26 protein-coding genes are annotated in these 26,445 nt (G+C 64.7%); 16 read left to right on the top strand and 10 right to left on the bottom strand.

The genetic code is table 11. The annotated features are described in order from the left end of the window. The first annotated feature begins 17 nt into the window (after nt 1-17). The 7 genes from EDF71_RS02715 to EDF71_RS02685 are packed head-to-tail and all read left to right on the top strand — an operon-like array spanning nt 18 to nt 7,733. Entirely contained in the window at nt 18-968 is a 951-nt protein-coding gene (locus tag EDF71_RS02715; protein WP_133855104.1) for an ABC transporter permease, read from the top strand. Next, complete coding sequence (locus EDF71_RS02710) at nt 968-1,861, top strand: ABC transporter permease (RefSeq protein ID WP_133855103.1); 894 nt, start codon at nt 968-970, stop codon at nt 1,859-1,861. The genes EDF71_RS02715 and EDF71_RS02710 overlap by 1 nt, the downstream gene beginning before the upstream one ends. Continuing rightward, nucleotides 1,861-2,964 (top strand): ABC transporter ATP-binding protein, encoded by a 1,104-nt coding sequence (locus EDF71_RS02705; protein ID WP_133855102.1) that lies wholly within the window; start codon nt 1,861-1,863, stop codon nt 2,962-2,964. The genes EDF71_RS02710 and EDF71_RS02705 overlap by 1 nt, the downstream gene beginning before the upstream one ends. A gap of 2 nt (nt 2,965-2,966) precedes the next feature. Next, nucleotides 2,967-3,983, top strand: a complete 1,017-nt coding sequence (locus EDF71_RS02700) for an oligopeptide/dipeptide ABC transporter ATP-binding protein (RefSeq protein ID WP_133855252.1) — start codon at nt 2,967-2,969, stop codon at nt 3,981-3,983. A gap of 11 nt (nt 3,984-3,994) precedes the next feature. Continuing rightward, on the top strand, nt 3,995-5,266 hold the full coding sequence (locus EDF71_RS02695) for an amino acid deaminase (protein ID WP_133855101.1): 1,272 nt from the start codon (nt 3,995-3,997) through the stop codon (nt 5,264-5,266). Between the two features lies 1 nt (nt 5,267). After that, a complete protein-coding gene (locus tag EDF71_RS02690; RefSeq protein WP_133855100.1) occupies nt 5,268-6,218 on the top strand; it encodes a MurR/RpiR family transcriptional regulator in 951 nt (316 codons plus the stop codon). A 33-nt stretch (nt 6,219-6,251) separates the two neighbouring features. Next, on the top strand, nt 6,252-7,733 hold the full coding sequence (locus EDF71_RS02685; RefSeq protein WP_133855099.1) for a D-aminoacylase: 1,482 nt from the start codon (nt 6,252-6,254) through the stop codon (nt 7,731-7,733). On the opposite strand, the gene EDF71_RS02680 is transcribed toward EDF71_RS02685, so the two are convergent. After that, entirely contained in the window at nt 7,730-8,341 is a 612-nt protein-coding gene (locus EDF71_RS02680) for a dihydrofolate reductase family protein (protein WP_243854143.1), read from the bottom strand. The genes EDF71_RS02685 and EDF71_RS02680 overlap by 4 nt on opposite strands. A gap of 200 nt (nt 8,342-8,541) precedes the next feature. Here EDF71_RS02680 and EDF71_RS02675 point away from each other — a divergent pair, with 200 nt between their 5' ends. The 4 genes from EDF71_RS02675 (at nt 8,542) to EDF71_RS02660 (ending at nt 12,175) form a co-directional block, all read left to right on the top strand. Then, nucleotides 8,542-9,522, top strand: a complete 981-nt coding sequence (locus tag EDF71_RS02675) for a tripartite tricarboxylate transporter substrate binding protein (RefSeq protein ID WP_133855098.1) — start codon at nt 8,542-8,544, stop codon at nt 9,520-9,522. Between the two features lie 55 nt (nt 9,523-9,577). Continuing rightward, nucleotides 9,578-9,961: a cupin domain-containing protein gene (locus EDF71_RS02670; RefSeq protein WP_133855097.1), complete on the top strand. Its 384-nt coding sequence runs from the start codon at nt 9,578-9,580 to the stop codon at nt 9,959-9,961. A gap of 67 nt (nt 9,962-10,028) precedes the next feature. Then, nucleotides 10,029-11,192 carry an acyl-CoA dehydrogenase family protein gene (locus EDF71_RS02665; protein WP_133855096.1) on the top strand — a complete coding sequence of 388 codons (1,164 nt, stop codon included), beginning with the start codon at nt 10,029-10,031 and terminating at the stop codon, nt 11,190-11,192. An 80-nt stretch (nt 11,193-11,272) separates the two neighbouring features. Continuing rightward, nucleotides 11,273-12,175 carry a LysR family transcriptional regulator gene (locus EDF71_RS02660; protein ID WP_133855095.1) on the top strand — a complete coding sequence of 301 codons (903 nt, stop codon included), beginning with the start codon at nt 11,273-11,275 and terminating at the stop codon, nt 12,173-12,175. A gap of 38 nt (nt 12,176-12,213) precedes the next feature. Here EDF71_RS02660 and EDF71_RS02655 read toward each other — a convergent pair whose 3' ends face one another. The 3 genes from EDF71_RS02655 to EDF71_RS02645 all read right to left on the bottom strand — a co-directional run bounded on the left by EDF71_RS02655 (nt 12,214) and on the right by EDF71_RS02645 (nt 14,535). After that, on the bottom strand, nt 12,214-12,966 hold the full coding sequence (locus EDF71_RS02655; RefSeq protein WP_133855094.1) for a sulfite exporter TauE/SafE family protein: 753 nt from the start codon (nt 12,964-12,966) through the stop codon (nt 12,214-12,216). Between the two features lie 114 nt (nt 12,967-13,080). Further along, nucleotides 13,081-13,539 carry an rRNA maturation RNase YbeY gene (gene ybeY / locus EDF71_RS02650; RefSeq protein ID WP_133855093.1) on the bottom strand — a complete coding sequence of 153 codons (459 nt, stop codon included), beginning with the start codon at nt 13,537-13,539 and terminating at the stop codon, nt 13,081-13,083. A gap of 48 nt (nt 13,540-13,587) precedes the next feature. Then, complete coding sequence (locus EDF71_RS02645; protein ID WP_133855092.1) at nt 13,588-14,535, bottom strand: PhoH family protein; 948 nt, start codon at nt 14,533-14,535, stop codon at nt 13,588-13,590. A gap of 93 nt (nt 14,536-14,628) precedes the next feature. Between EDF71_RS02645 and ruvA the strand changes: the two genes are divergently transcribed. The 4 genes from ruvA (at nt 14,629) to ruvB (ending at nt 20,000) form a co-directional block, all read left to right on the top strand. Next, the gene (gene ruvA / locus EDF71_RS02640) at nt 14,629-15,201 is read left to right on the top strand and encodes a Holliday junction branch migration protein RuvA (RefSeq protein ID WP_133855091.1); all 573 of its coding nucleotides are present in this window, start codon (nt 14,629-14,631) and stop codon (nt 15,199-15,201) included. Nucleotides 15,202-15,277: 76 nt separating this feature from the next. Then, the gene (locus tag EDF71_RS02635; RefSeq protein WP_133855090.1) at nt 15,278-16,771 is read left to right on the top strand and encodes a trypsin-like peptidase domain-containing protein; all 1,494 of its coding nucleotides are present in this window, start codon (nt 15,278-15,280) and stop codon (nt 16,769-16,771) included. Nucleotides 16,772-17,117: 346 nt separating this feature from the next. Then, nucleotides 17,118-18,890, top strand: coding sequence for a trypsin-like peptidase domain-containing protein (locus EDF71_RS02630; RefSeq protein WP_166656433.1), 1,773 nt, complete (start codon nt 17,118-17,120; stop codon nt 18,888-18,890). Nucleotides 18,891-18,932: 42 nt separating this feature from the next. Beyond that, nucleotides 18,933-20,000: a Holliday junction branch migration DNA helicase RuvB gene (gene ruvB, locus EDF71_RS02625; RefSeq protein WP_133855088.1), complete on the top strand. Its 1,068-nt coding sequence runs from the start codon at nt 18,933-18,935 to the stop codon at nt 19,998-20,000. A 73-nt stretch (nt 20,001-20,073) separates the two neighbouring features. Here ruvB and EDF71_RS02620 read toward each other — a convergent pair whose 3' ends face one another. From EDF71_RS02620 to EDF71_RS02595, 6 genes are all read right to left on the bottom strand, one after another. Beyond that, on the bottom strand, nt 20,074-21,033 hold the full coding sequence (locus tag EDF71_RS02620; protein ID WP_133855087.1) for a LysR family transcriptional regulator: 960 nt from the start codon (nt 21,031-21,033) through the stop codon (nt 20,074-20,076). 358 nt (nt 21,034-21,391) lie between these two features. Next, nucleotides 21,392-22,033, bottom strand: coding sequence for a histidine phosphatase family protein (locus EDF71_RS02615; protein WP_133855086.1), 642 nt, complete (start codon nt 22,031-22,033; stop codon nt 21,392-21,394). Nucleotides 22,034-22,043: 10 nt separating this feature from the next. Then, on the bottom strand, nt 22,044-22,769 hold the full coding sequence (locus EDF71_RS02610; protein ID WP_243854142.1) for a hypothetical protein: 726 nt from the start codon (nt 22,767-22,769) through the stop codon (nt 22,044-22,046). Nucleotides 22,770-22,902: 133 nt separating this feature from the next. Then, nucleotides 22,903-23,898, bottom strand: coding sequence for a tRNA 2-thiocytidine(32) synthetase TtcA (gene ttcA / locus EDF71_RS02605; protein WP_133855085.1), 996 nt, complete (start codon nt 23,896-23,898; stop codon nt 22,903-22,905). Between the two features lie 4 nt (nt 23,899-23,902). After that, nucleotides 23,903-24,277 carry a dihydroneopterin aldolase gene (locus tag EDF71_RS02600; RefSeq protein WP_116926667.1) on the bottom strand — a complete coding sequence of 125 codons (375 nt, stop codon included), beginning with the start codon at nt 24,275-24,277 and terminating at the stop codon, nt 23,903-23,905. Nucleotides 24,278-24,303: 26 nt separating this feature from the next. Then, nucleotides 24,304-25,080: an SDR family oxidoreductase gene (locus tag EDF71_RS02595; protein ID WP_133855084.1), complete on the bottom strand. Its 777-nt coding sequence runs from the start codon at nt 25,078-25,080 to the stop codon at nt 24,304-24,306. A 78-nt stretch (nt 25,081-25,158) separates the two neighbouring features. On the opposite strand from EDF71_RS02595, the gene EDF71_RS02590 reads away from it, so the two are divergent. Further along, nucleotides 25,159-26,232 carry an SAM-dependent methyltransferase gene (locus tag EDF71_RS02590; RefSeq protein ID WP_243854141.1) on the top strand — a complete coding sequence of 358 codons (1,074 nt, stop codon included), beginning with the start codon at nt 25,159-25,161 and terminating at the stop codon, nt 26,230-26,232. Nucleotides 26,233-26,445: the final 213 nt, after the last annotated feature.

Here is a 26,445-nt window from a genome sequence, read left to right as displayed (position 1 = left end):
GTCTCTCGAGTTCAGCCATGCTGCATTTTTTAGTCAAGCGCCTGGGCGGCGCTGTGGTGGTGCTCGCCCTGGTGGCCGTGCTGGTGTTCCTGCTCACGCGTCTGGCGTCGGGCGATCCGGTGGCGCTGCTGCTGGGTGACCAGGCCACTGCTGCCGATATTGCTGCCGCGCGCGTGCAGTACGGGCTGGACAAGCCCCTCACCACCCAGTTTGTGCTCTGGATTGGCCAGGTGCTGCAAGGCAACCTGGGCCAGTCGCTCTTTTTGCAGATGCCGGTCACCCAGGCGCTGCTGGAACGCGCCGAGCCGACGATGTTTCTGGCGCTGTTTGCCGTGTCGATTGCCGCCTTGATCGGTGTGCCCTGCGGCATGGCCGCAGCCGTGTGGCGCGGCAGCTGGATCGACCAGGTGCTCAGCAGCATTGCGATGCTGGGCGCCAGCATCCCCAGCTTCTGGTTCGGCCTGATCCTGATCCAGGTCTTTGCCGTGCACCTGGGCTGGTTCCCGGCCTCGGGCTATGGCGACCCGGACGCCAGCTTTGGCGACCGCCTGCAGCATCTGCTGCTGCCCGCCCTGGTGCTGGGCGTGCTCAACTCGGCGCTGATCATCCGCTTCACCCGCGCCTCGGTGCTCGACATTCTGGGCGAGGACTATGTGCGCACCGCGCGGGCCAAGGGCCTGGGCGAGTCGGTGGTGCTGGTCAAGCATGTGCTGCGCAATGCGCTGGTGCCGGTCGTCACCGTGCTGGGCCTGACCCTGGCCTTGATGATTGGCGGCACCGTGGTGACCGAGACCGTGTTCAACCTGCCTGGCGTGGGCAACCTGGTGGTGCGGGCCGTGCTGCGGCGCGATTACCCGGTGATCCAGGGCACCTTGCTCGTCATTGCCGCCATCTACGTTTTCATCAACCTCGCGATCGACCTGCTCTACACGGTGGTGGATCCCCGCATTCGTCTGGAGGGCCAATGATGAACGCCTCCCCAACCGCATTGCCGCTGCCCGCACGCGCCGGCTGGGCCCAGTCCTCCTGGTTCAAAACTTTGCGCCGGCTGTTTGCGCGCAAGGTGGTGCTGCTGAGCGCCGTGGTGCTGCTGCTGATTGCAGCCACCGCCTTGCTCTACCCACTGCTGACCGACTCCGACCCCAATGACATGAACATCAGCATGCGCCTGCATGCGCCATCCTGGGCACACTGGGCCGGCAATGATGAGCTGGGCCGCGACGTGATGGCGCGCATCATCTACGGCGCGCGCTACTCGCTGATGATTGGCCTCTTCACCGCGCTGGGTGCCGTGGTGCTGGGCACCTTGCTGGGCATGCTGGCCGGCTACTTCCGCCGCCTCGATGCACCGCTGATGCGCCTGGTCGACGCGATGATGGCCTTCCCCGACATCCTGCTGGGCATTGCGCTGGTGTCGATCCTGGGTGCCTCGCTGTGGAATGTGATTCTGGCGCTGACCATCGTCTACACACCGCGTGTGGCCCGCGTGGTGCGCGCCTCCACCCTGGTGCTGCGCGAGCTGCTGTTTGTCGATGCTGCCAAGGCGCTGGGCGTGCGCACGCCGCTGATTCTGTGGCGCCACATCCTCCCCAACCTGCTGTCGCCGGTGCTGGTGCAGGTCACCTTCATCTTTGCCTATGCCATCCTGGCCGAGGCGGGCCTGTCCTTTCTGGGCGTGGGCGTGCCACCCGACATCCCCACCTGGGGCACGATGATTGCTGGCAGCCTGGAGTATGCCGACAAGGCGTTCTGGACCATTCTGACCCCGGGCGTGGCCATTGTGCTGACGGCGCTGTCGCTGCAGCTGCTGGGCGACGGTGTGCGCGATCTGCTCGACCCCAAGCTGAAGAACAAATCATGATGAACACCGCCACCCCTGCAGCGGCCGCCAGCCTGGCCGCGCCCCGCCTGGATGTGCGCTCGCTGTCCACCTCGTTCGCCACCGAAGGCGGGCGCATCCAGAGCGTCTCCGATGTGAGCTTTCAGATTCTGCCGGGCCAGACCCTGGCCCTGGTGGGCGAGTCGGGTTCGGGCAAGTCGGTCACCAGCCTGTCGCTGATGGGCCTGCATGCCAAGACCTCGCAAGCCCAGGTGCAGGGCCAGGCCCAGTTTGTGCAGCGCGATGGCCGCACGGTGGATCTGCTCTCGCTCGACGCCAAGTCCTTGCGTGCGTTGCGCGGCAATGAGCTGGCCATGGTGTTCCAGGAGCCCATGACCAGCCTGAATCCGGTGCTGACCGTGGGCGAGCAGATTGCCGAATCGGTGCGCCTGCACAAGGGCCTGGGCAAGGCCGCCGCCTTGGCCCATGCCCAGCGCATGCTGGAGCTGGTGGAGATACCAGCTGCCGCCCAGCGCGTGCATGAGTACCCGCACCAGCTGTCTGGCGGCATGCGCCAGCGGGTGATGATTGCGCTGGCCATGGCCTGTGACCCGAGCCTGCTGATTGCCGACGAGCCCACCACCGCACTGGATGTGACCATCCAGGCGCAGATCCTGGCCTTGATGGGCCGGCTGCAAAAAGAGACGGGCATGAGCATTCTGTTTGTGACCCACAACCTGGGTGTGGTGGCGCAGTACGCCGATGCGATTGCGGTGATGTATGCCGGCCGCATTGTCGAGACCGCCAGCGTGCATGCGCTGTTTGCCGCGCCCCAGCACCCCTATACCCAGGGCCTGCTGGGCTGCCTGCCTGGTATGGCGCGCCAGCGCGAGCTGGCCGAGGCTGCCGAGCTGCGCGCCGGTGGCAAGCCTGCCTTTGTGGGGCGGCGCCGCCTGGATGCCATCCCCGGCCAGGTCTCCAGCCCCTTGAGCCCGCCACCCGGTTGTGCTTTTGCGCCGCGCTGCAGCAAGCGCCTGAACGCCTGCGAGCAGGCCATGCCCGGCCTGGAAACATGGCGCACCGGCAACGATGCCCAGCCCAGCGAGCGCCAGGTGCGCTGCATTCGCGCAGGAGAAGCCGCATGAGCATGACCGACACCCTGGAACGCCCGGCCGAGTTGGCCACGGCAGCGCCCGCAGCGGCTGAGCCCCTGGTACGCATCCAGCATTTGAGCAAGCAGTTTGGCAGCGGCGCCCACCCGGTGCGCGCGGTGCAGGACGTCTCCTTTGACATCTACCCCGGCGAGACCCTGGGTCTGGTCGGCGAGTCCGGCTCCGGCAAAAGCACCATCGGCCGGCTGCTGACGCGGCTGATCGAGCCGACCGATGGCCAGCTGCATTTTCGCAAGCAGGGCGGCGAGACTGTCGACTTGGCGCACTTGGGCCCTAGCGCGATGCGGCCGCTGCGCGCTGATATCCAGATCATCTTTCAGGACCCCTATGCCAGCCTGAACCCGCGCATGCGCATCCGCGATGTGCTGGGCGAGGCGCTGTCCACCCACGGGCTGGCGCCCGGTGCGGCGCGGCAGCAGCGCATTGCCGAGCTGCTGGACCAGGTGGGTTTGCGTCCCGAACATGCCGAGCGCTTTCCGCATGAGTTCTCCGGCGGCCAGCGCCAGCGCATCGGCATTGCCCGGGCGTTGGCGGTGGAGCCGCGCTTTATCGTGGCCGATGAGCCGCTGTCCGCGCTGGATGTGTCCATCCAGGCGCAGGTGGTCAATTTGCTGGGCGACCTCAAAGATCGCCTTGGATTGACGCTGCTCTTCATCTCGCACGATTTGGATGTGGTGGAATACCTCTGCGATCGCGTGGTGGTCCTGTATCTGGGCCGTGTGGTGGAGGTGGCACCGACCGAGGCCTTGTATGCCCGGCCGCGCCACCCCTATACCCAGGCCTTGCTGGCAGCCGCGCCGATTCCGGACCCGGCCCAGCGGCGCAGCATTCCGCTGCTGTCGGGTGACCTGCCCAGCCCCAAGAACCCACCGAGTGGTTGCGTCTTTCGTACCCGTTGTCCGCAGGCCGAGGCGCGCTGCGCCCAGGCTGATATGCAGCTGCGCCCCGTGGCCGAAGGCCATCTGCAGGCCTGCTGGAAAGTCCAAGATTGAGAGAGTGAACCATGCAACCCGATTTTTTGATTGACGCGCGCAGCAAGAGCTACCCGCTGGCTGCTGCTCCCACCCAAGCCTCTGCATTGGCCGCACGCGGCTGGAATGTGCTGCGCGATGACCTGCCTTATCCGCTGGCCGTCATCCGCCAGTCGGCCCTGGCCCACAACGCCCGCTGGATGCAGGACTATGCGGCACGCCGCCAGATCCAGTTTGCGCCGCACGGCAAGACCACCATGTCGCCCCAGCTGTTTGACCTGCAGCTCAAAGGCGGTGCCTGGGGCCTGACCTTTGCGACCATCTTCCAGCTGGCCGTGGGGGTGGAGGCCGGTGCGCGCCGCGCCATCATTGCCAACCAAGTGGTGGCACCTGCCGACCTGGATGGGCTGGACGCCTTGCTGAGCCAGCACGCGGATCTGCGTGTCTGGTTCTTGGTGGATTCGATCAGCCAGCTGCGCTGCATCGAGGACTGGAGCCGTGCACGCAACAGCGCACGCCGCTTTGATGTACTGATCGAGGTGGGCATTCCTGGCCAGCGCACCGGTGTGCGCAGCCAGGAAGACGCGCTGGCGCTCGCCCAGGCCATCCATGCCAGCGGCAGCGCCCAGCTGGGCGGCATCGAATGCTATGAAGGGGGCCTCACCCAGTGCGACAGCGCCCATGACATTCCCGCCGTGGCCGAGCTGGTGCGCCGCGTGGTCGAGATTGCCAAGGCCTGCGATGCCCAGGGCCTGCTGCCTGAGGATGCACCCATCCTGAGCGCCGGTGGCTCGGCCATTTTTGACCTGGTGGTGCCTTTGCTGCAGGGCGCGGGCCTGTCGCGTGCCTTTACCGGCGTGCTGCGCTCGGGCTGCTACATCACGCATGACCATGGCAACTACCGGCGCCTGCTCAAGCTGGTCGAGCAGCGCGAAGGCGTGGCTGACTCGCTGCAGGCCGCACTGGAGGTCTGGGCCATGGTGCAGTCTGTCCCTGAGCCAGGCCTGGCCTTGCTGACCTGCGGCCGCCGCGATATCTCCTACGACCTGGAGATGCCATCGGTGCAGCACCATGCGCCGCGCGGCAGCCAAGCGGCGCAGCCTGCGCCTGCCGGCTGGACCATCTCGGCCCTGAACGACCAGCACGCCTATCTGCGTTTTGACCCGGCGCAGGGCGCACCGGCCGTGGGCGACCGCATTGCGCTGGGCATCTCCCACCCTTGCACCACCTTTGACAAGTGGCGCTGGATCCCCGTGGTGGACGATGCCTGGAACCTGGTCGATGCGATCGAGACAAGGTTTTGACATGTCCAGCCTTAAAACAGCGCTGAGCCTGCAGTTGCTGCAACAGCAGCAGGCCGCGCTGCCCCTGGCCCAGCGCCAGGTCATCGATGTGATCCTGCGCGACCCGGGTGCCGCCGTGCTGGCCACCGTCGAGCAGCTGGCGCTGCAGGCGAATGTGTCCATGCCCACGATCGTGCGCATGTGCCGCCGCTTTGGCTATGCATCGGTGCGCGAGTTCATGGTGGCTCTGGCGCAGACCTTGGCGGTCTCGGGATCGCACCTGCACCGCAGCGTGCAACAGGACGACTCCACCGCCGAGGTGGTCAGCAAGATCGTGCATGCGGCAGCGGGTGCGATTGCCAACCTGGGCCAGCGCCTAGATGCGGCGCTGATCGACGAGGTGGCCGGCAAGATGGCCAAGGCCTCGCGCATCGATTGCTATTCGGTCGGGGCGGCCTCGTCCTTCATGGCGCAGGAGCTGCAAAGCCGCTTGTTCCGCCTGGGCCTCACGTCCAACGCCATCTTTGATGCCCACCAGCAGCTGGTGTCGGCCTCGACCCTGGGCAAGCACGGCGTGGCCTTTGTGATCTCGCATGTGGGGCGGATGCCCTACACCCTGGAGGCGGCGCAGTTTGCCAAGCAGCAGGGCGCCACCGTGGTGGCCCTGACCCAGCCGGACACACCGCTGGCCGAGATGGCCGACCATGTGCTGGCGGTGAACGTGCCGCAGGACGCGGTGATGCGCGTGGGCACCGAAGCCTACCTGGCCCACCTGGTGGTGATCGAAATCATGATGGTGCGCCTGGCGCAGATTCTGGGGCCGCGCGTGGTCACGGGCATGCAGCAGTACAAGCGGCTGCTGGAGACCCATGGCTTTGACAGCTATGAGTACATGGGCTTTCAGCAGCCCGCGCAGCAGCGCAAAGGGGATGCAGCCGCCCCCACCAAGCAACAAGGCCAAACCGCCGGCTGATGGCAGCCGGCAGCAGCGCCTGGAGATACAACAATGGAACGCAGAGTGTGGTTGAGCAATGGCACGGTGGTGGATGGCACCGGCCTATCGGAGTTTGTGGGTGATGTCTGGCTGCAGGGCGGGCGCATCATCGGCGTGTTTGCCCGCGATGGCGCGAGCGATGCCGCACAGCAGGCAGCGCTGGCCGACTGGAAGGCGCAGGACCCGCTGCAGATCGACTGCACGGCCAAGGTGATTGCACCGGGCTTTATCGATGTACACACCCACGACGATGCCGCCGCGCTGAACAGCCCGGCCATGTTGCCCAAGCTTTCGCAAGGGGTGACCACGGTGATCGCCGGCAACTGCGGCATCTCGCTGGCACCCGTGGTCACGGCGCATCCGCCCGCACCGCTGTCGCTGCTGGGCGACCAGCAGTTCCGCTTTGGCAGCATGCAGGATTACGCAGCCGCCGTGGATGCGGCGCAGCCCTCCATCAACATCGCGGCGCTGCTGGGCCACACCTCGCTGCGCATCAAGCATATGGCCGATCTGAGCCGCCCGGCCAATGCCGCCGAGCGCGAGGCCATGGCCCAGGACATGCACGAGGCCATGCAGGCTGGCGCGCTGGGCCTGTCCAGCGGCATCTTCTACCGCGAGGCCTATGCGGCCGACATGCAGGAGCTGGTAGCGGTAGCCACCGTGGCGGCACGGCATGGCGGCGTCTATGCCACCCATATCCGCGACGAGCTCGAAGGCATTCTGGAGGCCATGCTGGAGGCCGCTGGCACGGCCCAGCAGTCGGGCCTGCCGCTGGTGCTGTCGCACCACAAATGCGCGGGCTCTGCCAACTGGGGACGCACCCTGCAGACCTTGCCGCTGGTCGACAAACTGGCGCAGCAGCAAGAGCTGTCGATGGACGTCTATCCCTACACCGCCGGCTCCACCGTGCTGCGCGAGGACCTGGTCGATGGCGTGATCGATATCCTGATCACCCGCAGCGAACCCCACCCCGAGGTGGGCGGCCGCTACCTGCGCGATATTGCCAATGACTGGGGCATGAGCGAGTACGACGCCTGCGTGCGCCTCAAGCCCGGCAATGCCTGCTACTTCCAGATGCGCGAAGACGATGTGGAGCGCGTCATCCGCCACCCGCTGGCCATGATCGGCTCGGACGGCCTGCCCAACGACGAGCGCCCACACCCGCGCCTTTGGGGCGCCTTCCCCCGCGTGCTGGCCATGTACTGGCGCGACAAGGGCGTGCTGAGCCTCGCCCAGGCGGTGCACAAGATGACGGGCATGTCGGCCCAGCGCTTTCGCATGGCCGACCGCGGCCTGCTGGCCGCCGGCAAGGCCGCCGATGTGGTTGTGTTCGACCCCGCCCGCATCCAGGACCAGGCCACCTTCGAAAACCCCAAGCAGCGCAGCGTGGGCGTGGAAGCCGTCTGGGTCAATGGAGTGCTCAGCTACACAGAAGAGGCGGGCGCCTTGCCGGCGCGTGCCGGGCGGTTTGTGCGGCGGGCGGTGGCGGCTTAGGCGCCGGCCTGGGTCTCATCCTGTGATTGAGCGGCTGCCGCATAAAGCAGCCGGTAGTCACTCTGCACAAAGCCAAAGTCATAGCTGCGCGTCTGCAGATGCTGGGCGCTCACGGTGCTGGTGCCGTCCGCCAAGGGCCCGAACAGCGGCAGGCCGCTGCCCAGCAGCACGGGGATGCGGGTGATGGTGATCTCGTCGAGCAGCTGCGCGTTGATGAAGGACTGGATCAGCTGCCCACCATCCACATAGGCGGCGCGCACGCCGCTGGCGGCCAGATGGGCGCGGAGTTCCGGCAGGCTGCCTTTCCACAGCTGTGCGGTGACGGGCGCGCCAGCGGGCAGGGCGCTCCACTGGCGGGAGATGACATAGACCGGCTTGTCATACGGCCAGGCGCCAAAGCCCAGCACCGTCTCAAAGGTTTTGCGCCCCATCAGGATCACGTCCACGCCGGCCATGTACTGCGCATAGCCGCAGTCTTCCCCCTCAGGCACGGTGGCATTGGCGGCATTGAGCCAGTCCAGGCTGCCATCGGTTTTGGCGATAAAACCGTCCAGGCTGGTGGCGATAAAGCTGCTGCATTGCATGGGGATGTCCTGGTGAAAAGTCATACAGAAACCGTGAATTTTAGGAAGCCTGCAAGGGGCTGATGGCTGAAATACCTGTTTTTTTTCACAGTGGCCATTCCCTACATCCAAAAATTCGATTTGTATATCAATCCATCCATATAAAACATTGGACGCGAATCGTTGAGAACTGCACCATGCAAGCTCGGCCCGTAGAGGTTCGACTAAAAACAGGAGACAAAGACATGCAACGACGCCAATGGTGGGCCACGCTGGCCCTGACCGCGATAGCCACCGTAACAACCGCTGCCTATGCCAGCACAGCGCAGGGCAACTACCCCAATGCACCGATCACGATGATCGTGCCTTTTGCCGCTGGCAGCGGCACCGATGCGGTGGCCCGGGCCGTGGGCCAGAAGCTGGGTGAGCGCCTGCAGCAGCCGGTTATTGTGGACAACCGCGCGGGCGCCAATGCGCAGATTGCGGCAGGCCTGGTGGCGAAGGCCAAGCCCGATGGCTACACCTTGTTCATGACCACCAACACCTCGCACTCGGCCAACCCCTGGCTGGTCAAAAGCCTGAAGTACGACCCGATCAAGGATTTCACCCCAATTGCCCGCGTGGGCGAGCTGCCGTTTGCGCTGGCGGTGCATCCCTCGGTGCCGGCCGATTCGGTGCAGGCGCTGATCGACTACGCCAAGGCCAACCCGGGCAAGCTCTCGTACGCGACGCCGAACAGCACCTCACTGGTGGCCTCGGAGACGCTGCGCTTTCTGTCCAAGACCGATATCGTCGGCGTGCCCTACAAATCCAGCCCGCAGGCGCTGACCGACCTGATGGGCAACCAGGTACAGATGTATGTGGTGGACCTGGGTTCGGGCTGGAGCATGCTCAAGACCGACCGGGTGCGCACCCTGGCTGTCACGGCCGCCAAGGGCAGCAAGATCCTCCCCAATGTGCCACCCATCGGCAAGACCTTGCCCGGCTTTGACATCACCTCCTGGAACGGCATTTTTGCGCCGGCGGGCACGCCCCCGGAGGTGGTCAACAAGATCAATGGCGCCTTGCAGGCCGTGCTGGCCGATGAGGCGGTGCAAAAGCAGCTCGAACAGATTGGCTTTGAAGTCTGGCCCACGAAGACCCCGCAGGAGTTTGCGCAGTATGTGAGCGAGCAGCTGGCGTACTGGGGGCGCCTGGTCAAGCAGGCCGATATCCCTGCCCAATAAGCCTGGGTTCTGTCTCCGACGCCTTTGTTAACCCTTACAGAATGACTGCTCCACGATGACTTCGCGCTACCTGATCCGTGCCTCCGAGGTGGAGGCCTATAGCCCGGCCAACCATACCGGAACCTTTAACCGCCGCCTGGTGAGCCAGGCCAATGTGGGCGCCCAGCATATGGAAGTGGTGCTGGGCGAGATTGCCAAGGGCGGCGGCGCGCTGCCCCATGCCCACCCCGGCATGGAGCAGGCCTGCTACTTGCTGGAGGGCACGGCCCATGTCGAGATGGAGGGGGAGAGCTTTGAGATGGTGCCGGGCGATACCTGCTTTTTCCCGGCCGACAAGATGCACATCTTCCAGACCACCAGCGACACACCGGCCAAGCTGCTGGTGATCTACAGCCCGCCCTATGGCGAGAACCCAGAGCGGGTGCGCCGGCCGGCCTGAGCGGCGATGTGAACCTGCGCCGTGCACGGCACGGCGCCACTGATTGAGTACTGAGGACCGCAACACCATGGATTTCGCCCTGACCGAAGAGCAGCAACAGATCATCGATGCCATCGAGAAAGTCTGTGCCCCGTTTGATGCCGACTACTGGCATGCCCGTGACAACGATGGCGCTTTTCCTGAAGACTTTTACCGCGCGCTGGCTGATGCCGGCTGGCTGGGCATTGCGATGCCCGAGGCCTATGGCGGGGCCGGCTTGGGCATCACCGAGGCGGCCTTGATGATGCATACGATCTCGGCCACCGGCGCGGGTCTGTCGGGCGCTTCTGCGGTGCACATGAACATCTTTGGCCTGCACCCGGTGGTGGTCTATGGCACCGAGGAGCAAAAGGCGCGCATGCTGCCGCCGCTGATTGCCGGCAAGGACAAGGCCTGCTTTGGCGTGACCGAGCCCAACACGGGGCTGAACACGCTCAAGCTCAAGACCCGCGCGGTGCGGGACGGCGACCACTATGTGGTGCATGGGCAGAAGGTCTTCATCTCCACCGCGCAACAGGCCAGCAAGATCTTGCTGCTGGCGCGCACCAAGCCGGTGGAAAAGTGCAAGGGCACCGAGGGCCTGTCGCTGTTCTATACCGACTTTGACCGCAGCAAGATCGAGGTGCATGAGATCGCCAAGATGGGCCGCAAATGCGTGGACACCAACCAGCTGTTCATCGATGGGCTGCGCATTCCGGTAGAGGACCGCATTGGCGAGGAAAACCGGGGCTTTGAATACATCCTGCATGGCATGAACCCTGAGCGCATTCTGATTGCCTGCGAGGCCATTGGCCTGGGCCGCGCTGCGCTGGGCCGTGCCACGCAGTACGCCCGTGAGCGCGAAGTGTTCAACCGCCCGATTGGCCAGAACCAGGGCATCCAGCACCCGCTGGCCGAGCGCTGGATGGAGCTGGAAGCCGCCTTTTTGCTGGCGATGAAGGCGGCCTGGCTGTATGACCGCCACCAGCCTTGCGCGGCCGAGGCCAATGCCGCCAAGTTCTTGGGGGCAGAGGCCGGTTTCAAGGCCTGCGAGAGCGCCATCTTCACCCATGGCGGCATGGGCTACGCCAAGGAGTTCCATGTGGAGCGGCTGATGCGCGAGAGCTGGATTCCGCGCCTGGCGCCGGTGAGCCCGCAGCTGATTCTGTGCTTTATCGCAGAGAAGGTGCTGGGCCTACCCAAGTCCTACTAGGCGGCGCCATGGCTAGTGCGGTGCCGGGCCATCCCTTGCGGCGTGCGGCTAGCCCGCACTGGCTGGGGCATGATACGCAGATGAAGACCCATTTGCTGCGTTATTTTGTGGTGCTGGCCGAGGAGCTGCATTTTGGCCGCGCTGCCCAGCGCCTGGCCATCACCCAGCCTCCGCTGTCGGTGGCCATCAAATCGCTGGAAGAGGATTTGGGCGTGCGGCTGCTGGAGCGCGATGCCAAGCAGGTGCGGCTGACCGATGCCGGTGCCGCCTTTTTGATCGAGGCGCGCCAGGTGCTCAGCCAGATCCAGCGCGCAGCCGATGTGGCGCGCAATGTGGCCCAGGGGCGCCAGGGCCAGCTGGACATTGGCGTGACGGGCTCGATGATCTACCGCGACCTGCCCCATGTGATGCAGGCCTTTGCCCAGCAGCGGCCCGATATCGACATCACCTTGCATGAGATGTCCACCACCGAGCAGCAGGCGGCCATCCTGCGCGGCCAGCTGCAGGGTGGCTTTGTCAACATCATCACGCCTGCGCCGGGGCTGGAGCTCTGGCCGCTGGCGCCAGACACCCTCGTCTGCTGCCTGCCGGAAAACCACGCCCAGGCCCAGCAAGCCAGCCTGGATCTGCGCAGCCTCGCCCATGAGCGCTTTGTGATGTTTGTGCGCGATGTCAGCCCGGCCAATTACGACAATGTGATCGCCTGCCTGCACAACGCTGGCATCCACCCGCGCACCAGCCATGCGGTGCGGCAGTGGCTGGCGGTTATTTCGCTGGTCGCCATTGGCCAGGGCGTGGCGCTGGTGCCGTCCTGCATGCAGCGGGCCGGCATGGCCGGTGTGCGCTATGTGCCGCTGCACAGCAACCATGGCCAAACGGCGCTGACGGCGGGCGCCTTTGTCTGGCACCCGCAAAGCCGCTCGGCGGCGCTGGATGCGCTGATCGAGGTGATCAAGGCCCCGAGGACAGGTTCAGCCGACTAGGCACGGTCAGCTGGGCGCCCCCGGCTAGGTGCGGCCGGCTAGGCTTTCAAGAAGAACAGCACCGCCATCACCAAGCCCGTCAGCACAATGCCGGCGCGCAGCCACTGCGGTGCAATCTTGCGTGCCACCCGGGCGCCCAGGTAGCCGCCCAAGGTGGCGGCCACCATCATCAGCAAGGCGGGCTGCCATTGCACGACGCCGCCAGCGGCATAGATGGCGACCGCAATGGCGGTGAGCAGGGCAGAGACCAGGTTCTTGGTGCCATTCATCGCATGCAGGTTGGTCTGGCCCAGCAAGCCCAGCAGCGCGAGCAGCAGAATGCCCAGGCCGCCATTGAAGTAGCCGCCATAGACAGAAACCGCCAGCATGCCCAGCGCGGCCTTGCTGCGTGATGGCGCGGCGCCATGCTGCGCACCCATGGCCCATTGGCGCAGCTGCGGGCCAAAGGCAAACATAGCAGTGGCCGCCAGCAGCAGCCAGGGCACGATCTTGCGGAAGGCCGCCTCTGGCGTGACCAGTAGCAAGCCGGCGCCCACGGCGCCACCCAGCAGCGCAAGCAGCATCACCGCCTTCATCGACAGGCCGGGCGGGGCCTGCATATCGTCCTTGAAGCCCCAGGCGCCAGCTGCATAGCCCGGCAGCAGTGCCACGGTGCCGGTGGCATTGGCCACCACGGGCGGCACACCGGTAAAGACCAGCGCAGGCAGGGTCAGAAAACTGCCGCCTCCGGCGACGGCATTGAGCGCGCCGGCCACCAGGGCAGCGGCCAGCAAGATGGCGGTGTCGAGCATGTCTCCTCCTGGGCCGAAGGCCGTTATGAGGAGGATTCTAGGTAGTAATGGCGTGAAGAAGCGGCTGGATTAGTCGCTCAAAAGTCATCATTGCCCTGACGGCATTGCGCCGCCTTACTTCTGGTATGGATCGGTAAAGCCCAGCTCTTGCATGATGGCCGTCTCGTAGGCTTCCATCTCCTCGGCATCCTGCTCGCTGGTTTCATGGTCCCAGCCCTGGGCGTGCAAGGCGCCATGCACCAGCAGGTGGGCATAGTGCTCCTGCAGCGACTTGTTCTGCTCCTTGGCCTCGCGCGCCACCACGGGCGCGCAGAGCACCAGATCGGCCAGCACCGTGGGCTCCTGCTGGTAGTCAAAGGTCAGCACATTGGTGGCGTAGTCCTTTTGGCGGTACTCGCGGTTCAGCGCCTGGCCTTCTTCGGTATCGACAATGCGCACGGTGATCTCGGCGTCGTCGGCCAGCGCGTGGCGAATCCAGCGCGTGACCTGGCCCCGGGGCAGGGCGGCGCGGTGCTCTGCCACGCCGTCAAAGCGGGCAAATTGCAGCGAGAGGGTGAGTTGGTTCAATGCCATGTTGTTCTTGATCGGTGGGGTGGCAGAGGTGGGGCGTGTGGGCAGGGCTCAGTCTTCGCGGGCCGGGCGGCGCTGCTTGTCGTAGGCGTCCACAATGCGCGCGACCAGCGGGTGGCGCACTACATCGGCACTGGTAAAGCGGTTCACGGCAATGCCCTTGACCCGCTTGAGCACGCGTTCGGCGTCAATCAGGCCGCTCAGCTGGCCCTTGGGCAGGTCGATCTGGCTCACGTCGCCGGTCACCACGGCCTTGGCGCCAAAGCCGATGCGGGTGAGGAACATCTTCATCTGCTCGGGCGTGGTGTTCTGCGCCTCGTCCAGGATGATGAAGGCGTTGTTGAGCGTGCGGCCGCGCATGAAGGCCAGCGGTGCGATCTCGATGGCATTGCGCTCAAAGGCCTTTTGCACCTTGTCGTAGCCCATCAGGTCGTAGAGCGCGTCGTACAGCGGGCGCAGATAGGGGTCGACCTTCTGCGACAGATCGCCGGGCAGAAAGCCCAGGCGCTCGCCGGCTTCCACCGCCGGGCGGGTCAGCACAATGCGCTGCACCTGGCTGCGCTCCAGCGCATCCACCGCGCAGGCCACGGCCAGGTAGGTCTTGCCGGTGCCGGCCGGGCCAATGCCAAAGGTGATGTCGTGCGCGGCGATGTTCTCCAGGTATCCGGCCTGGTTGGGCGTGCGCGCGCGCAGGTCGGCGCGGCGCGTGTTCAGCACGATGGCGTCTTCGGACGCGGTCATCAGCTCGCTGTCGCCAGCCATCATCAGCTGGATCTGGTCTTCGCTGATGGGCGCATCAGCCATCTCATACAGCGCCTCCAGCAGCTCGAGTGCCTCGTTGGCCACGGCCTTGGGGCCGTCGATCTTGAACTGCTCGTGGCGGTGGGCAATCTTCACGCCCAGATGGTTCTCGATCTGGCGCAGATGCGCATCGGCCGGGCCGCAGAGATTGGCAATGCGGTTGTTGTTGTGGGGCGTAAAGGTGTGGCGCAGGATCACGCGGCAAATTCCGTTGAAAAATTCAGTATGCTTGCAGGCGGGCACGCGACGCCCATCGGGGCGGCCGCAGACAAGCTACAAGGAAAGATACAAATGATAGGCCGATTGAGCGGAACACTGGTGGAAAAGATGCCACCCGAGGTACTGGTGGATTGCCATGGTGTGGGCTACGAGGTGCAGGTGCCCATGAGCACCTTCTACAACCTGCCGGCCGTTGGCGAAACCATCACGCTGCTGACGCAGTTTATCGTGCGCGAGGATGCGCAGCTGTTGTACGGGTTTGGCACGGCCGAGGAGCGCCAGACTTTCCGCGAGCTGATCAAGATCACCGGCGTGGGCCCGCGCACGGCGCTGTCCATCCTGAGCGGCATGGGGGTGACCGATCTGGCCCAGGCCGTGTCGCTGCAGGAAGCAGGGCGTCTGGTGAAGGTGCCCGGCATCGGCAAAAAGACCGCCGAGCGCCTGCTGCTGGAGCTCAAAGGCAAACTGGGTGCGGACATGGGCGCCCGTGCGGTGGCCGTCAACGATGCCCAGGCCGACATCTTGCAAGCGCTGGTGGCCCTGGGTTACAGCGACAAGGATGCGGCGGCCGCTCTGAAGCTGTTACCTGCCGACATCAGCGTAACGGACGGTATCAAGCAGGCGTTGAAAGCGCTGGCAAAATAGCCCGCGCAGAGGCGGCCGGGCTCCAGCTCGGCCGGGTGTAACCATCAATAGCATGTAACACGGAGTGGACGAATCCATGAAATATTCCAAGTATGCAGTGCCCGGTCTGTTGTGGACCACGGGCGTGGCGGCGGCCCTGGCTTTGGCGGGCTGCGGCGGCGGCTCTGGTTCCGACGATGACGATAACGGCGGTGCGACCAAGCCCTCGACGTATATCCTGGACTCGGTAGTGCTGCCCGCATCAGCCATCAAATCGGCCGCAGTAGCGCCTGCATCCTTGGGGGCGTCGGTTCAGACCCGCTTTGTGGTGCTGCCCGAGCTGGAAGCGGAAAAGACCGTAGCCAGCGACAACGGCCCCGCCCAGCAGATCGGCACGCAGCGCGCGGTGGCGGCCACCAGCACGGTGGCCCAGACCCAGTCGGCCCTGCAGTGGAGCAGCCTGGCCAATGGTCAGCAAGTTGCGGCCATCAACATCCAGTCGACCGGCGCCTATGGCCTGCGCGCCGGCGTGCTGGTGGACAGCCTGCCCGATGGCGCGCAGCTGCGCGTCTACAGCCAAGAGCACCCGAATGCCATCGTCGAGCGCAGCGGCGCGGAAGTGAACGCGCTGCTGGCGCAAAACCGTAAGGCAGGCGAAACCGGTGCAGCTGCCAATACCTGGTGGACACCCGATGTAGGCGCAGGCGATACCACCGTCGAAGTGGTGCTGCCAGCCGGTACGGACGCTGACGCACTGCGTATCTCGATCCCCGTGGTCTCGCACATCTATGTGAACCTGTCCTTGCCCACCGACGCCGAACTGGCTGAAGCGGCCAAGGCAGATGCTGCCAAGGTTGTCGATACCTCGGGAGCCTGCAACCTGGATGCCTCTTGTACCAACAACTACCAGACCGAGCGCAATGCCGTCGCCCGCATGTCCTTCACGCGTTCTGACGGCAAGTCCTATCTGTGTACCGGCACCTTGCTGAACAACACCAAGGGTGACTTTGCGCCGTACTTCATCACGGGCAACCACTGCATCTCGACCCAGTCTTCGGCCTCGTCGATGCAGACGGCCTGGTTCTACCGCTCCAGCAGCTGCAACTCCAGCGTACCCGGCGCCAATGCTGCGCTGCGCAATGCGGGTGCTACTTTGTTGTACGCGACCGCGTCCACCGATTCGGCACTGCTCAAGCTCAACGAAATGCCGCCCGTGGGCGTGACCCTGGCGGGCTGGGATGCACGCACCGCTGGCCAGGTAGGCGATGCCGTCTATGGTCTGCACCACCCCGACGGCAACCTGCTCAAGTACAGCGTGGGCTCGGTCGTGGGCTTCATGAACTGTACCGCTGGCAGTGGCACCTCAATCACCTGCAGCACCGGCGATTCGAACAGCAGCTTCTACAGCGTACGTTGGAGCCAAGGTACCACTGAAGGTGGCAGCAGCGGCTCTGCGTTGTTCCGTGATGGCCGCGTGATTGGCAACCTGTACGGCGGTGGCGCCAGCTGCCAGGCGCCCAATGCTTCCGACTTCTACGGTCGCTTTGACAAGGTGTTCAGCGACCGCATCTGGAACTGGCTGGCCAGCTGATCGATCCTGACCTGATGGTGGCCTCGCGCCCATCCCTAGCCAAGAGCCTGTGAGCCTGTTCACAGGCTCTTTTTTTTGCTTGGTTAACGAATGTTTTGCTTTTGTACTAGTCGATAGACTTGTTCGATGTGATGGCCTGCTTTAGATTGGCTCCCTCTGATCGGTAGTTTGTGTTGATCGGAGGTTCTTTTCTTATCGCAACAGCGGGGAGTCCATCATGTCTTGTCGCATTGTGTCCAGCTCGGGGTCGGCGCTTTGGGGTCATTGGCTGCGGATGGTGTCGGCGCTGCTGATTGCGGGGGGATGCGGCTTGGCGCAGGCTGCTTGGCAAGTGGAGGCGCGCAGAATGCCGGCCAGCCCCAGCGCGCTGAGCGCCAAGCAGGCGCTGACACTCGCGGCCAGCTCTGTCGTTCCCATCGCACTGGCACCTTGGGAGAGCAGCAAGGCTGCCCTGGCCCCGGATGAGGGCGGCCTGCGCCAGATTGGCGTGGCGCGCGCGCTGGAGACCATGGACAGCGCTGACAAGGTGGCGCAGTTGCTGCAATGGCAGACCCTGCCATCGGGCCAGCAGGTGACCGCGCTGCAATGGCTGGCGGCCGATGGCTATGGCCTGCGGCTGGGCCTGGAGTTTGCGGTGCTGCCGGCGATGGCGGTGTTCCGGCTTTATGCATCGCCCGAGGCCTCAGTCAGCTACGAAGTGACCGGCGCCGCGCTGCTGGAGCGGCTGGTGGCCGATCCACAGACGGGCCAGCGCACCTGGTGGACCCCTGATGTCGGGCCGACGCCGGTCTTGGAGATCTTGCTGCCCGCCACGACGTCCACCCGCAGCCTGCAATGGGCGATGCCCCAGCTCTCGCAGATCGTGGTGCCGCCCAGCGAGGCCGAAACGATGAAGGCGGCAGAGGTGGCCGTTGTATCAGAAAAACGGCTGGCCAACGACTGCCAGCAGGATGTGAATTGCCAGAGCGCCTTGCTGGACCAGCGCGATGCCGTGATCCGCATGGTTTACGTGAGCCAGGCCCAGACCTTCCAGTGTACGGGAACCCTGATCAACAACCCGCGCGAGGACCTGGTGCCCTATGTGCTGACCGCTGCCCATTGCGTGCGGGACCAGGCCACGGCATCGACCTTGCAGACCTCCTGGTTCTACTACTCCCAGTCCTGCAACAGCCTGCAGCTGTTTGCCGGCCATGCCGAGCGCTACAGTGCAGCGCGCTGGCTGGCCACCAGCATCGGCAACGACATGAGCTTGCTGCAGCTGGACGAGGCGCCACCGGCGGGCGCCTTGTTTGCCGGTTGGGATGCCTCCACCCAAGCCTTGGGCGTTCCGGTGGCGGGCCTGCACCATCCGCGCGGGGATTTGATGATGCTGTCATCGGGCCAGCTGCAGGACGAAGCCAGTTGCAATGTGGACTATGTGGGCCGCAGCCTGAACTGCGCAGCCCAGGCCCAGCCCGATGGCGGCTTCTACCGGGTGCTGTGGAGCCAGGGCGGCATTCAGGGCGGTTCCAGCGGCTCGGCCTTGTTTGTGAACGGCCGGGTCACCGGCACGCTGACCGGTGGCGACAGCTTCTGCCCGGCCAAGGATGGCCGCGTGGTCTATGGCCGGCTGGACCAGGCGATCGCGAGCTTCGCGGCCTGGCTGGGGGTCGACAAGGCCATGTACAGCGACCTGCACATGCCCGTCTACCGCTTCCAGGTACTGCGCTCAGGCGGGGAGTTCTACACCTTGTCGGCGCAGGAACGGGACTATGTGATTGCCAGCTTGGCCAATGACCTGGTTTTCGATGGCATCGCCTTCTATGCGGCGCCCCGTGCGCATGACCGCCTGGTGCCCGTCCACCGCTATTACAACCCCGATGTGGGCGCCCATTTCTACACCATCAGTGATGCCGAGCGGCAATTTGTGCAGACCTACAACCCGAGCTGGAGCTACGAGGGCATTGCCTGGTGGTCGCCCGCGCAGCCCGGCGATGGGGTGGAGCCCGTCTACCGCGCCTACCAGTACGTGCCCGGTGTGCACCACTACAGCGTGCAAACCCAGGCCAGCGATCGCTGGCGGGCCGATGCGGGGCTTTTGTATGACGGACTGGCTTATTATGTGTGGGATGCGCCTTAGGGATGTCTCTGAACAACGCCCTGGCCATGCCCGCACTGACCCATGACTATCCACACCGATTCCTTCGCCGCCGCGCCCGCCCCCCGTCCTGACAACCGCGTGATTTCCGCGAGCCAGTCCTCGCCGCAGGAGGAGGTGCTGGAGCGCGCGCTGCGCCCCAAGCAGCTCGATGAGTATGTGGGCCAGGCCAAGGCGCGCGAGCAGCTGGAGATCTTCATTGGTGCGGCCAAAAAGCGCAGCGAGGCACTGGACCATGTGCTGCTGTTTGGCCCGCCTGGCCTCGGCAAGACGACCTTGTCGCACATCATCGCCTCGGAGTTGGGTGTGAACCTGCGCCAGACCAGTGGCCCGGTGCTGGAAAAGCCCAAGGACCTGGCCGCGTTGCTGACCAATCTGGAGCGCAATGATGTGCTCTTTATTGACGAGATCCACCGGCTCTCGCCCGTGGTCGAGGAAATCCTCTACCCGGCGCTGGAGGACTACCAGATCGACATCATGATTGGCGAAGGGCCGGCAGCACGTTCCATCAAGCTGGACCTGCAGCCCTTCACCCTCGTGGGCGCCACCACGCGCGCGGGCATGCTGACCAATCCGCTGCGCGACCGCTTTGGCATCGTCGCGCGCCTGGAGTTCTACACCACCGAAGAGCTGACCAAGATCGTGATGCGCAGCGCCGGCTTGCTGAACACCCCCATTGATGGCGAAGGCGGGCTGGAGATTGCGCGCCGCTCACGCGGCACGCCGCGGATTGCCAACCGCCTGCTGCGCCGGGTGCGCGATTACGCCGATGTCAAAGGCAATGGCCGCATCACGCAAGAAATGGCGAGCCGGGCGCTGGCCATGCTGGATGTGGACCCCTTGGGCTTTGACATCATGGATCGCAAGCTGCTCGAAGCAGTGGTGCACCGCTTTGATGGCGGTCCGGTGGGCCTGGACAATATTGCCGCCAGCATTGGCGAGGAGCCTGGCACGATCGAGGATGTGATCGAGCCGTATCTGATCCAGCAAGGATTTTTGCAGCGCACGCCGCGCGGCCGCATGGCCACCCAGGCGGCCTACCGCCACTTGGGGCTGGTGGGCGGTGGGCCTGGTCAGGCTGCGTTGGTGTAAGGCATAAAGCCCCATCGCTGGGGCTTTAAGGGCGGGTGCCCAACAGGGGCGCATGGCCCCGCTGGGCCTTGGTTCAAACGGCCTTGGCAGCGGCGCGCTTGATGGGCGGCGTTTCCTTGCCCATGTTTTGGCAGAGGTAGTCCCAGCATTCCTGCACGATGGCGCGGCGGCTGCCATTGGCGGCACGCGTCATCAGGCATATGCGGCGCGACAGCAAGGGGCCTTTGAGGGGGATGGTCACCCAGTCATCGCTCTGGTGGCCTTGCGTGTACAGGCGCGAGAGCAGGCCGATGCGCAGGCCGCTTTGCACCAGCGCGTAGAGCGATTCGGTGTAGCTCAGTGTTTCGGTGTGGCTGGTGCCCACGCCTTGCTGCTCCAATACCGAAACAATCATCTCGTAGGTGCTGCCGCGCGAGAGCACGACCAGCGGCTCGTCGGTCAAATCCGACCAGCGCAGATCGGCTTTTTGCGCCAGGCGGTGCTTGGCCGGGATGACGGCCATGACCTCGTCCTCGGTTACGAACTGCGTCTCCACCGACGGAGGCACGGTGAATTCCAGGCCCAGGCCGATGTCCGAGCTGCCATTGGCGACTGACGACAGCAGGTCGTCGTTGCGCATGTCGTGCAGCTGCAGATCCACCATCGGGTGGGACTGTTGCCAGGTGGCCAGCCAAGGCGCCAGCAGGTGGGTGGTGGAGGGGATGCAGCTGATGCGCACGGTATCGGCCTGGTATTTGAGCAACTGCTGCAGATCCTGCACGCCTTGCACAAAGTTGTTGATCATCCATTCGACCTGCGGGCGCACGGCTTCGCCGGCCGACGTCAGGCGGACATGGTGGGTGCTGCGGTCAAACAGGGCGGTGCCCAGCAGGGTCTCCAGCTCACGGATGGCGGAAGACAGTGCGGGTTGGCTCATGGACAGGGCCTGCGCGGCACGGCTGAAGCTGCGGTGCGTGGCCACTTCCTTGAAGCAGCTCAGCTGCCGCAGGGAGGGCGTCGGCAGGGGTTTACGGGTCAGCTCGGCTTCTGGCATATAACGGTCAATACCTTTTAAGTAATCTCACAGAGGAGTCATTGAACTCGTCTATAGATGGTCGCACTACTATTAATAATGATCAAGCAATTAGTGAATTCTAAAAGTAATTAAATGTCACTTGATCACCAGAGGTTGGAGTGAACGCTGACATACCTCGGTATTTTATCGGCTCTATGAGGCATTGCATTTCATTTGTTTGTGTCATCGCAGGTGGCACAGGGCGACATTGCTGAGGCGGGCAGACGGCAGCCTGCCCGGTCCAGGCATGCACCAGGGGCACTGATGCAAAAAAGTCACAGAAGGAGGCGGAGGGGCGGGGCTGAGCCTGGTCGGAAGGAGGAGGGCTGCTTGCCGCTTATTGGGTGGTTTCGTCCAGCCCGATGGTCTGCAGATGGCTGGTGTCACCCCAGCCAACCAGGGTCAGGCCGCTGTCGGGGGTCCAGAGCAGGCGGTTGACGCTGGTGTTGGCCAGCTCCCAGGTGCGGGGGGCCTGGATATCCTGGCGGGTGGCCAGGCGGTAGAGGCTGTCAAGCACGCCGCCATGGGCGACCAGCGCGATCTGCTGGCCCAGGTGACCGGCGGCCAGTTCGGCCACGATCTGCGATACGCGGGCCTGCAGTACCTGCAGCGATTCGCCCTGGGGCGGGGCAAAGACCGGGTCGCGCTTGCGCCAGCGCAGGGCCGATGGCGGGTCCGACACCTCGATGTCCGCAAAGCGGAAGCCTTCGTAGTCGCCAAAGCTGCGTTCGCGCAAGGCGGTATGGGTGCTGATCGGCGCGCCATTGGCCTGCGCCAAGGTCTGGGCGGTGCTGAGCGCGCGTTGCAGATCACTGCTGTAGATATGGGCCAGCGGGGTTTCCGCCAGCGCCTGGGCCAGTTGCTGGGCCTGGCGTTCGCCGGTGGCGTTCAGCGGTATGTCCGTATGGCCCTGGATACGTGCGGCAAGATTCCAATCGGTCTCCCCGTGGCGAATGGCAATGATCTGGGTGCTGTGCATGCGTTCCTTGTTATTTGGGTTTGGCGGCGGGCGTAGCGGGGTTGCTGGCTGCTGCAGCCGCAGCAGGTGTGGATGCGGGCTGGGCCGAGGCGGGCGCGCCCAGCGTGGTGCTGACGCGGCGTGGGCCTTGCGGTGGCTTGGGGAAGCCGTTGAGGGCCGAGTCAAACAGGATGCGGTAGATCACTTGGTCATCGACCCAGACGTCTTCATAGCGGGCCGAGGTCTCGTAGACCACCTGCTGGGTCTGAACATCGCGCAAGGTCAGCTGCACAGCGCGGTAGTGCAGCGAGGGGCCGGTGTCGCGCCATACCATGCCGCCGCGCCAGCCCCAACCCCAGCCGGGTCCCCAGCCAAAACCGCCATAGGGGTTATAGGGGCTGCCCGGCAGCAGCCAGCTGTCGGGAATGTAACGAGCTTGTACATCAATTTGCGCTATCACGCTGCCCTGGCTATCGTCGCGACGCAGGCCTACGCCTGCCAATGAGGCTTCCGCCTGTTGCACGACGGTATCAAATTGTGGCCCCAGCGCGACTTGGGACGGGAGCAACTGCAGGCGGTAGGTCGGCGGCGCGGGTACCTGCTGCAAAGTGGAGTAGCTTTGCACATCGCTGTCGATGGTGCGGACCCCGGCACAACCTGCCAGCCAGAGGCTGGCGCAGGCCATCGCTGCGATACCGGCGATGCGACGCCACTGGGGCGTGCTTGCCCGTGCTGCCTTGTCAAAAGAACGAAACATGGCGCAGTCTCCCAAAAAAAAAGCGCTGCGCCATAAGGACACAGCGCATGCGCTCAACGATAAACGCTTGGAGCGGCAGCGGCTGTCAGTCAGGGGCGACAAGCAGGGCTGCATGGCTCTCAATCGATGGATATCAACCCAACTGCACCACCTGCATGCCGGCGGGCAGCGAGGGGTTGGCGGGCAGGTCATCGTGGTCGAAGGCCTTGTCGCCGTTTTCATCGGCGATGCCGGTGGGCTTGGCGTTCTGGAAGTCGAACAGCTTGGGATCGGCCAGGTGGGTGGGCACCACGTGCTGCAGCGCGCGGAACATGTTGTTCACACGGCCGGGGTGCTTGCGGTCCCACTCGCGCAGCATGTCGCCAATCATCTGGCGCTGCAGGTTTTCCTGGCTGCCGCAGAGGTTGCAGGGGATGATGGGGAAGTCGCGGTACTGGGCCCAGCGCTCGGTGTCTTTCTCGGGCACATAGGCCAGCGGGCGGATCACCACATGCTTGCCGTCGTCGCTCACCAACTTGGGTGGCATGGCCTTCATGATGCCGCCGTGGAACATGTTGAGCATCAAGGTCTGCACGATGTCATCGCGGTGGTGGCCCAGCGCCACCTTGTTGCAGCCCAGCTGGTCGGCCACCTTGTACAGAATGGCGCGGCGCAGGCGCGAGCACAGGCCGCAGGTGGTCTTGCCCTCGGGCACCACGCGCTTGACGACGCTGTAGGTGTCCTGGTTCTCAATGTGAAAATCGACGCCCACGCTTTTCAGGTACTCGGGCAGCACATGCTCGGGAAAGCCGGGCTGCTTCTGGTCCAGGTTCACGGCCACCAGGTCGAACTTGATGGGCGCGCGGGCGCGCAGCTTCATCAGGATGTCGAGCAGGGTGTAGCTGTCCTTGCCGCCGGACATGCAGACCATCACCTTGTCGCCGTCCTCGATCATGTTGTAGTCGCCAATGGCGCGCGCCACCTCGCGGCACAGGCGCTTTTCCAGCTTGTGGTTCTCGCGCTGGATCTTCAGGCGCTTCTCGTTGGCGCCCGATGCCTGCGCATCGTCGCCAGCGGCGTCATCGAAGTCCCAACCGGTCGCGGCGGCTGGCTGGGGCTGGAGGTGGGCGGTATCGGTGGGGGCATTCATAGGTTCACCATTGTCCGGTTTCGGTGCGGATTGCTACTTCGCAATCGTCAAAAATCTCTAGCTTGGCGATCTTCACGCGAACGCCGCGCACATTGGGCAACTGCATCAGCCGCTGGGCGACCTTGCCGATCAGGGTCTCGAGCAGGTTGACGTGCTCGGCCGTGCATTCATCGATGATGATCTGGCGCACCTTGCGGTAGTCCAGCACATGCATGATGTCGTCATCGCTGGGCGCCAGGGGCTGCTGGCCCATGTTGATCTCCGCATCCACCAAGATGGGTTGCGGCGCAGTCTTCTCATGGGCAAGGATGCCTAAATTGGCATCAAAACGCAGGCCCGTCAAGCTCAGGGTTTGCAACCCGGTGTCAAATGTCGTCATAAAAACAGCAAGGCAGCGACGAATCGCTACATCATCGAAAAATCGCGGTCAAACCGCATCAGGTGCTGGCCGCCGTCCACCAGCAGGCTGGTGCCGGTGATGGAGCTGTTGTCCAGCGCAAAGCGCACGGTGGCTGCCACGTCTTCTGCGGTGGAAGAACGCCCCAGCGGGCTCATGCGGTGCAGGGCCTCGAACTTCTCGGGGCTCAGGTAGTCGCTGGTCAGGGTCAGGCCCGGGGCCACGCCCACCACCCGCAGGCGCGGCGCCAACGCCTGGGCCAGCAAAGTGTTGGCCGCTTCCAGCGCCGCCTTGCTCAAGGTGTAGCTGACAAAGTCGGGGTTCATGTTCCAGAGCTTCTGGTCCAGCAGGTTCACCACCACGCCCTGGGCCTCGTCGCCCCGCTGGCAGATATGCTGGTGCAGCAGCTGGGCCAGCACAATGGGCGCGGCCGTATTGCTGCGCAGATGGCGCTCCAGCCCGGCATAGCCAAAATCGGCGGTGCCGTCGTGCTCGAACAGCGAGGCGCTGTTGACCACGGCATCGACCTGGCCGAAATGGGCCACCACCCGGGGCAGCAAGCCGCGCACCGCGGCCTCGTCCTCGAAATCCGCATCAAAATGGCCGCTCAGGCCCGACAGCGCGGCGCACTCGGCGGCGGTCTGCGCGGCCTCGGCGGCCGAACCCCGGTAGTGCACAGCCACCTGCCAGCCATGGCGTGCCAGCCCGAGCGCAATCACCCGGCCCAGACGCTTGGCAGCGCCGGTGACCAGTACGGTGCGTGGGGTCGAAGAAGGCATTGGCATGGCAAGCGTGCGGCAAACGGCGACAATAGGGGGGTGAATACAGAACCCTCTAGTTTAACGACTGTGCTGGCCAAGCGCATGGCTGAGGCTATTGCCCAGGCCGGCGGTTGGATCCCGTTTGATGACTTCATGCGCATGGCGCTGTACGAGCCCGGCCTGGGCTACTACGCCAATGACCGCAGCAAGTTTGGCGTCATGCCCGAGGAGGGCAGCGACTTTGTCACCGCGCCCGAGCTCTCGCCGGTGTTTGGCGAGCTGGTGGCCGCCCAGGTGCAGGATGCCTTTGCCCACACCCAGACCAGCGAGGTCTGGGAGTTTGGCGCCGGCACCGGTGCGCTGGCCGAGCAGCTGCTGTCCACCCTGGGCCCTGCCTGTACGCGCTACACGATTGTCGATGTCTCGGTCAGCCTGCGCCTGCGCCAGCAAGAGCGCCTGGCCCGCTTTGGCGACCAGGTGCAGTGGGCCGACAGCCTGCCCGCGCAGATGCAGGGCGTGGTCGTCGGCAATGAGGTGCTCGATGCCATGCCGGTCAAGCTCTTGCTGCGCCAGCAGGGCGTTTGGCAGGAGCGCGGCGTGGTCGTGGCAAGTGCCGAGGGCGACGAGCTGCGCTTTGGCTGGGCCGAGCGCCCCACCAGCCTGCGCCCGCCGATGGAGCCGGAGCTGCCGCTGGAGGCTGAGTACCTGACCGAGGTCCACCCGCAGGGCGAAGCCTTTGTGGCGACCCTGGCCGACCGCATCAGCCGGGGCGCGGTGCTGCTGATCGACTACGGCTTTGGCGAATCCGAGTACTACCACCCGCAGCGCCACATGGGCACCCTGGTCTGCCACCACCTGCACCAGGTTGACAGTGACCCGTTGGTGCTGGTGGGCCTGAAGGACATCACCGCCCATGTGAACTTCACCGGCATTGCGGTGGCGGCCCAGGATGCCGGCATGGATGTGCTGGGCTACACCAGCCAGGCCCACTTCCTGATCAACTGCGGTCTGGCTGCCAAGCTGGACCAGCTCGAAGTGATTGCCCGCAGCAAGGCGGCCAAGCTGATGATGGAGCACGAGATGGGCGAGTTCTTCAAGGCCATCATGCTGAGCAAGGGCGTGGCCTTGTGGGACCCTACTGGCTTTGTGCAGGGCGACCGCATGCATCGGCTGTAGCCACTGGCGCTTGGGTAGGGTGGTGGGATCGGCCCCGCAGACGCGGGCCGCAAAAAGATGGCTGCCGGTGCCAAGCCCTGACACATACCCGCAGCCAGGCGCGTCCGATCTGGTCGCCCCCGGCGCTGGGCATGCAAGGCTGGCTTGTGCTGCACCGACAGACTTTGATCATGGCGCCCCTGCATGACGGCCTCATGACAGCAGGTAAATCGG

This window comes from Comamonas sp. JUb58, from assembly GCF_004364775.1.
In the GTDB taxonomy this organism is placed as follows: Bacteria; Pseudomonadota; Gammaproteobacteria; order Burkholderiales; family Burkholderiaceae_C; genus Comamonas.
The sequence above is the reverse complement of the archived record's forward strand: the minus strand, read 5'-3'. Positions and strand labels throughout refer to the sequence as shown.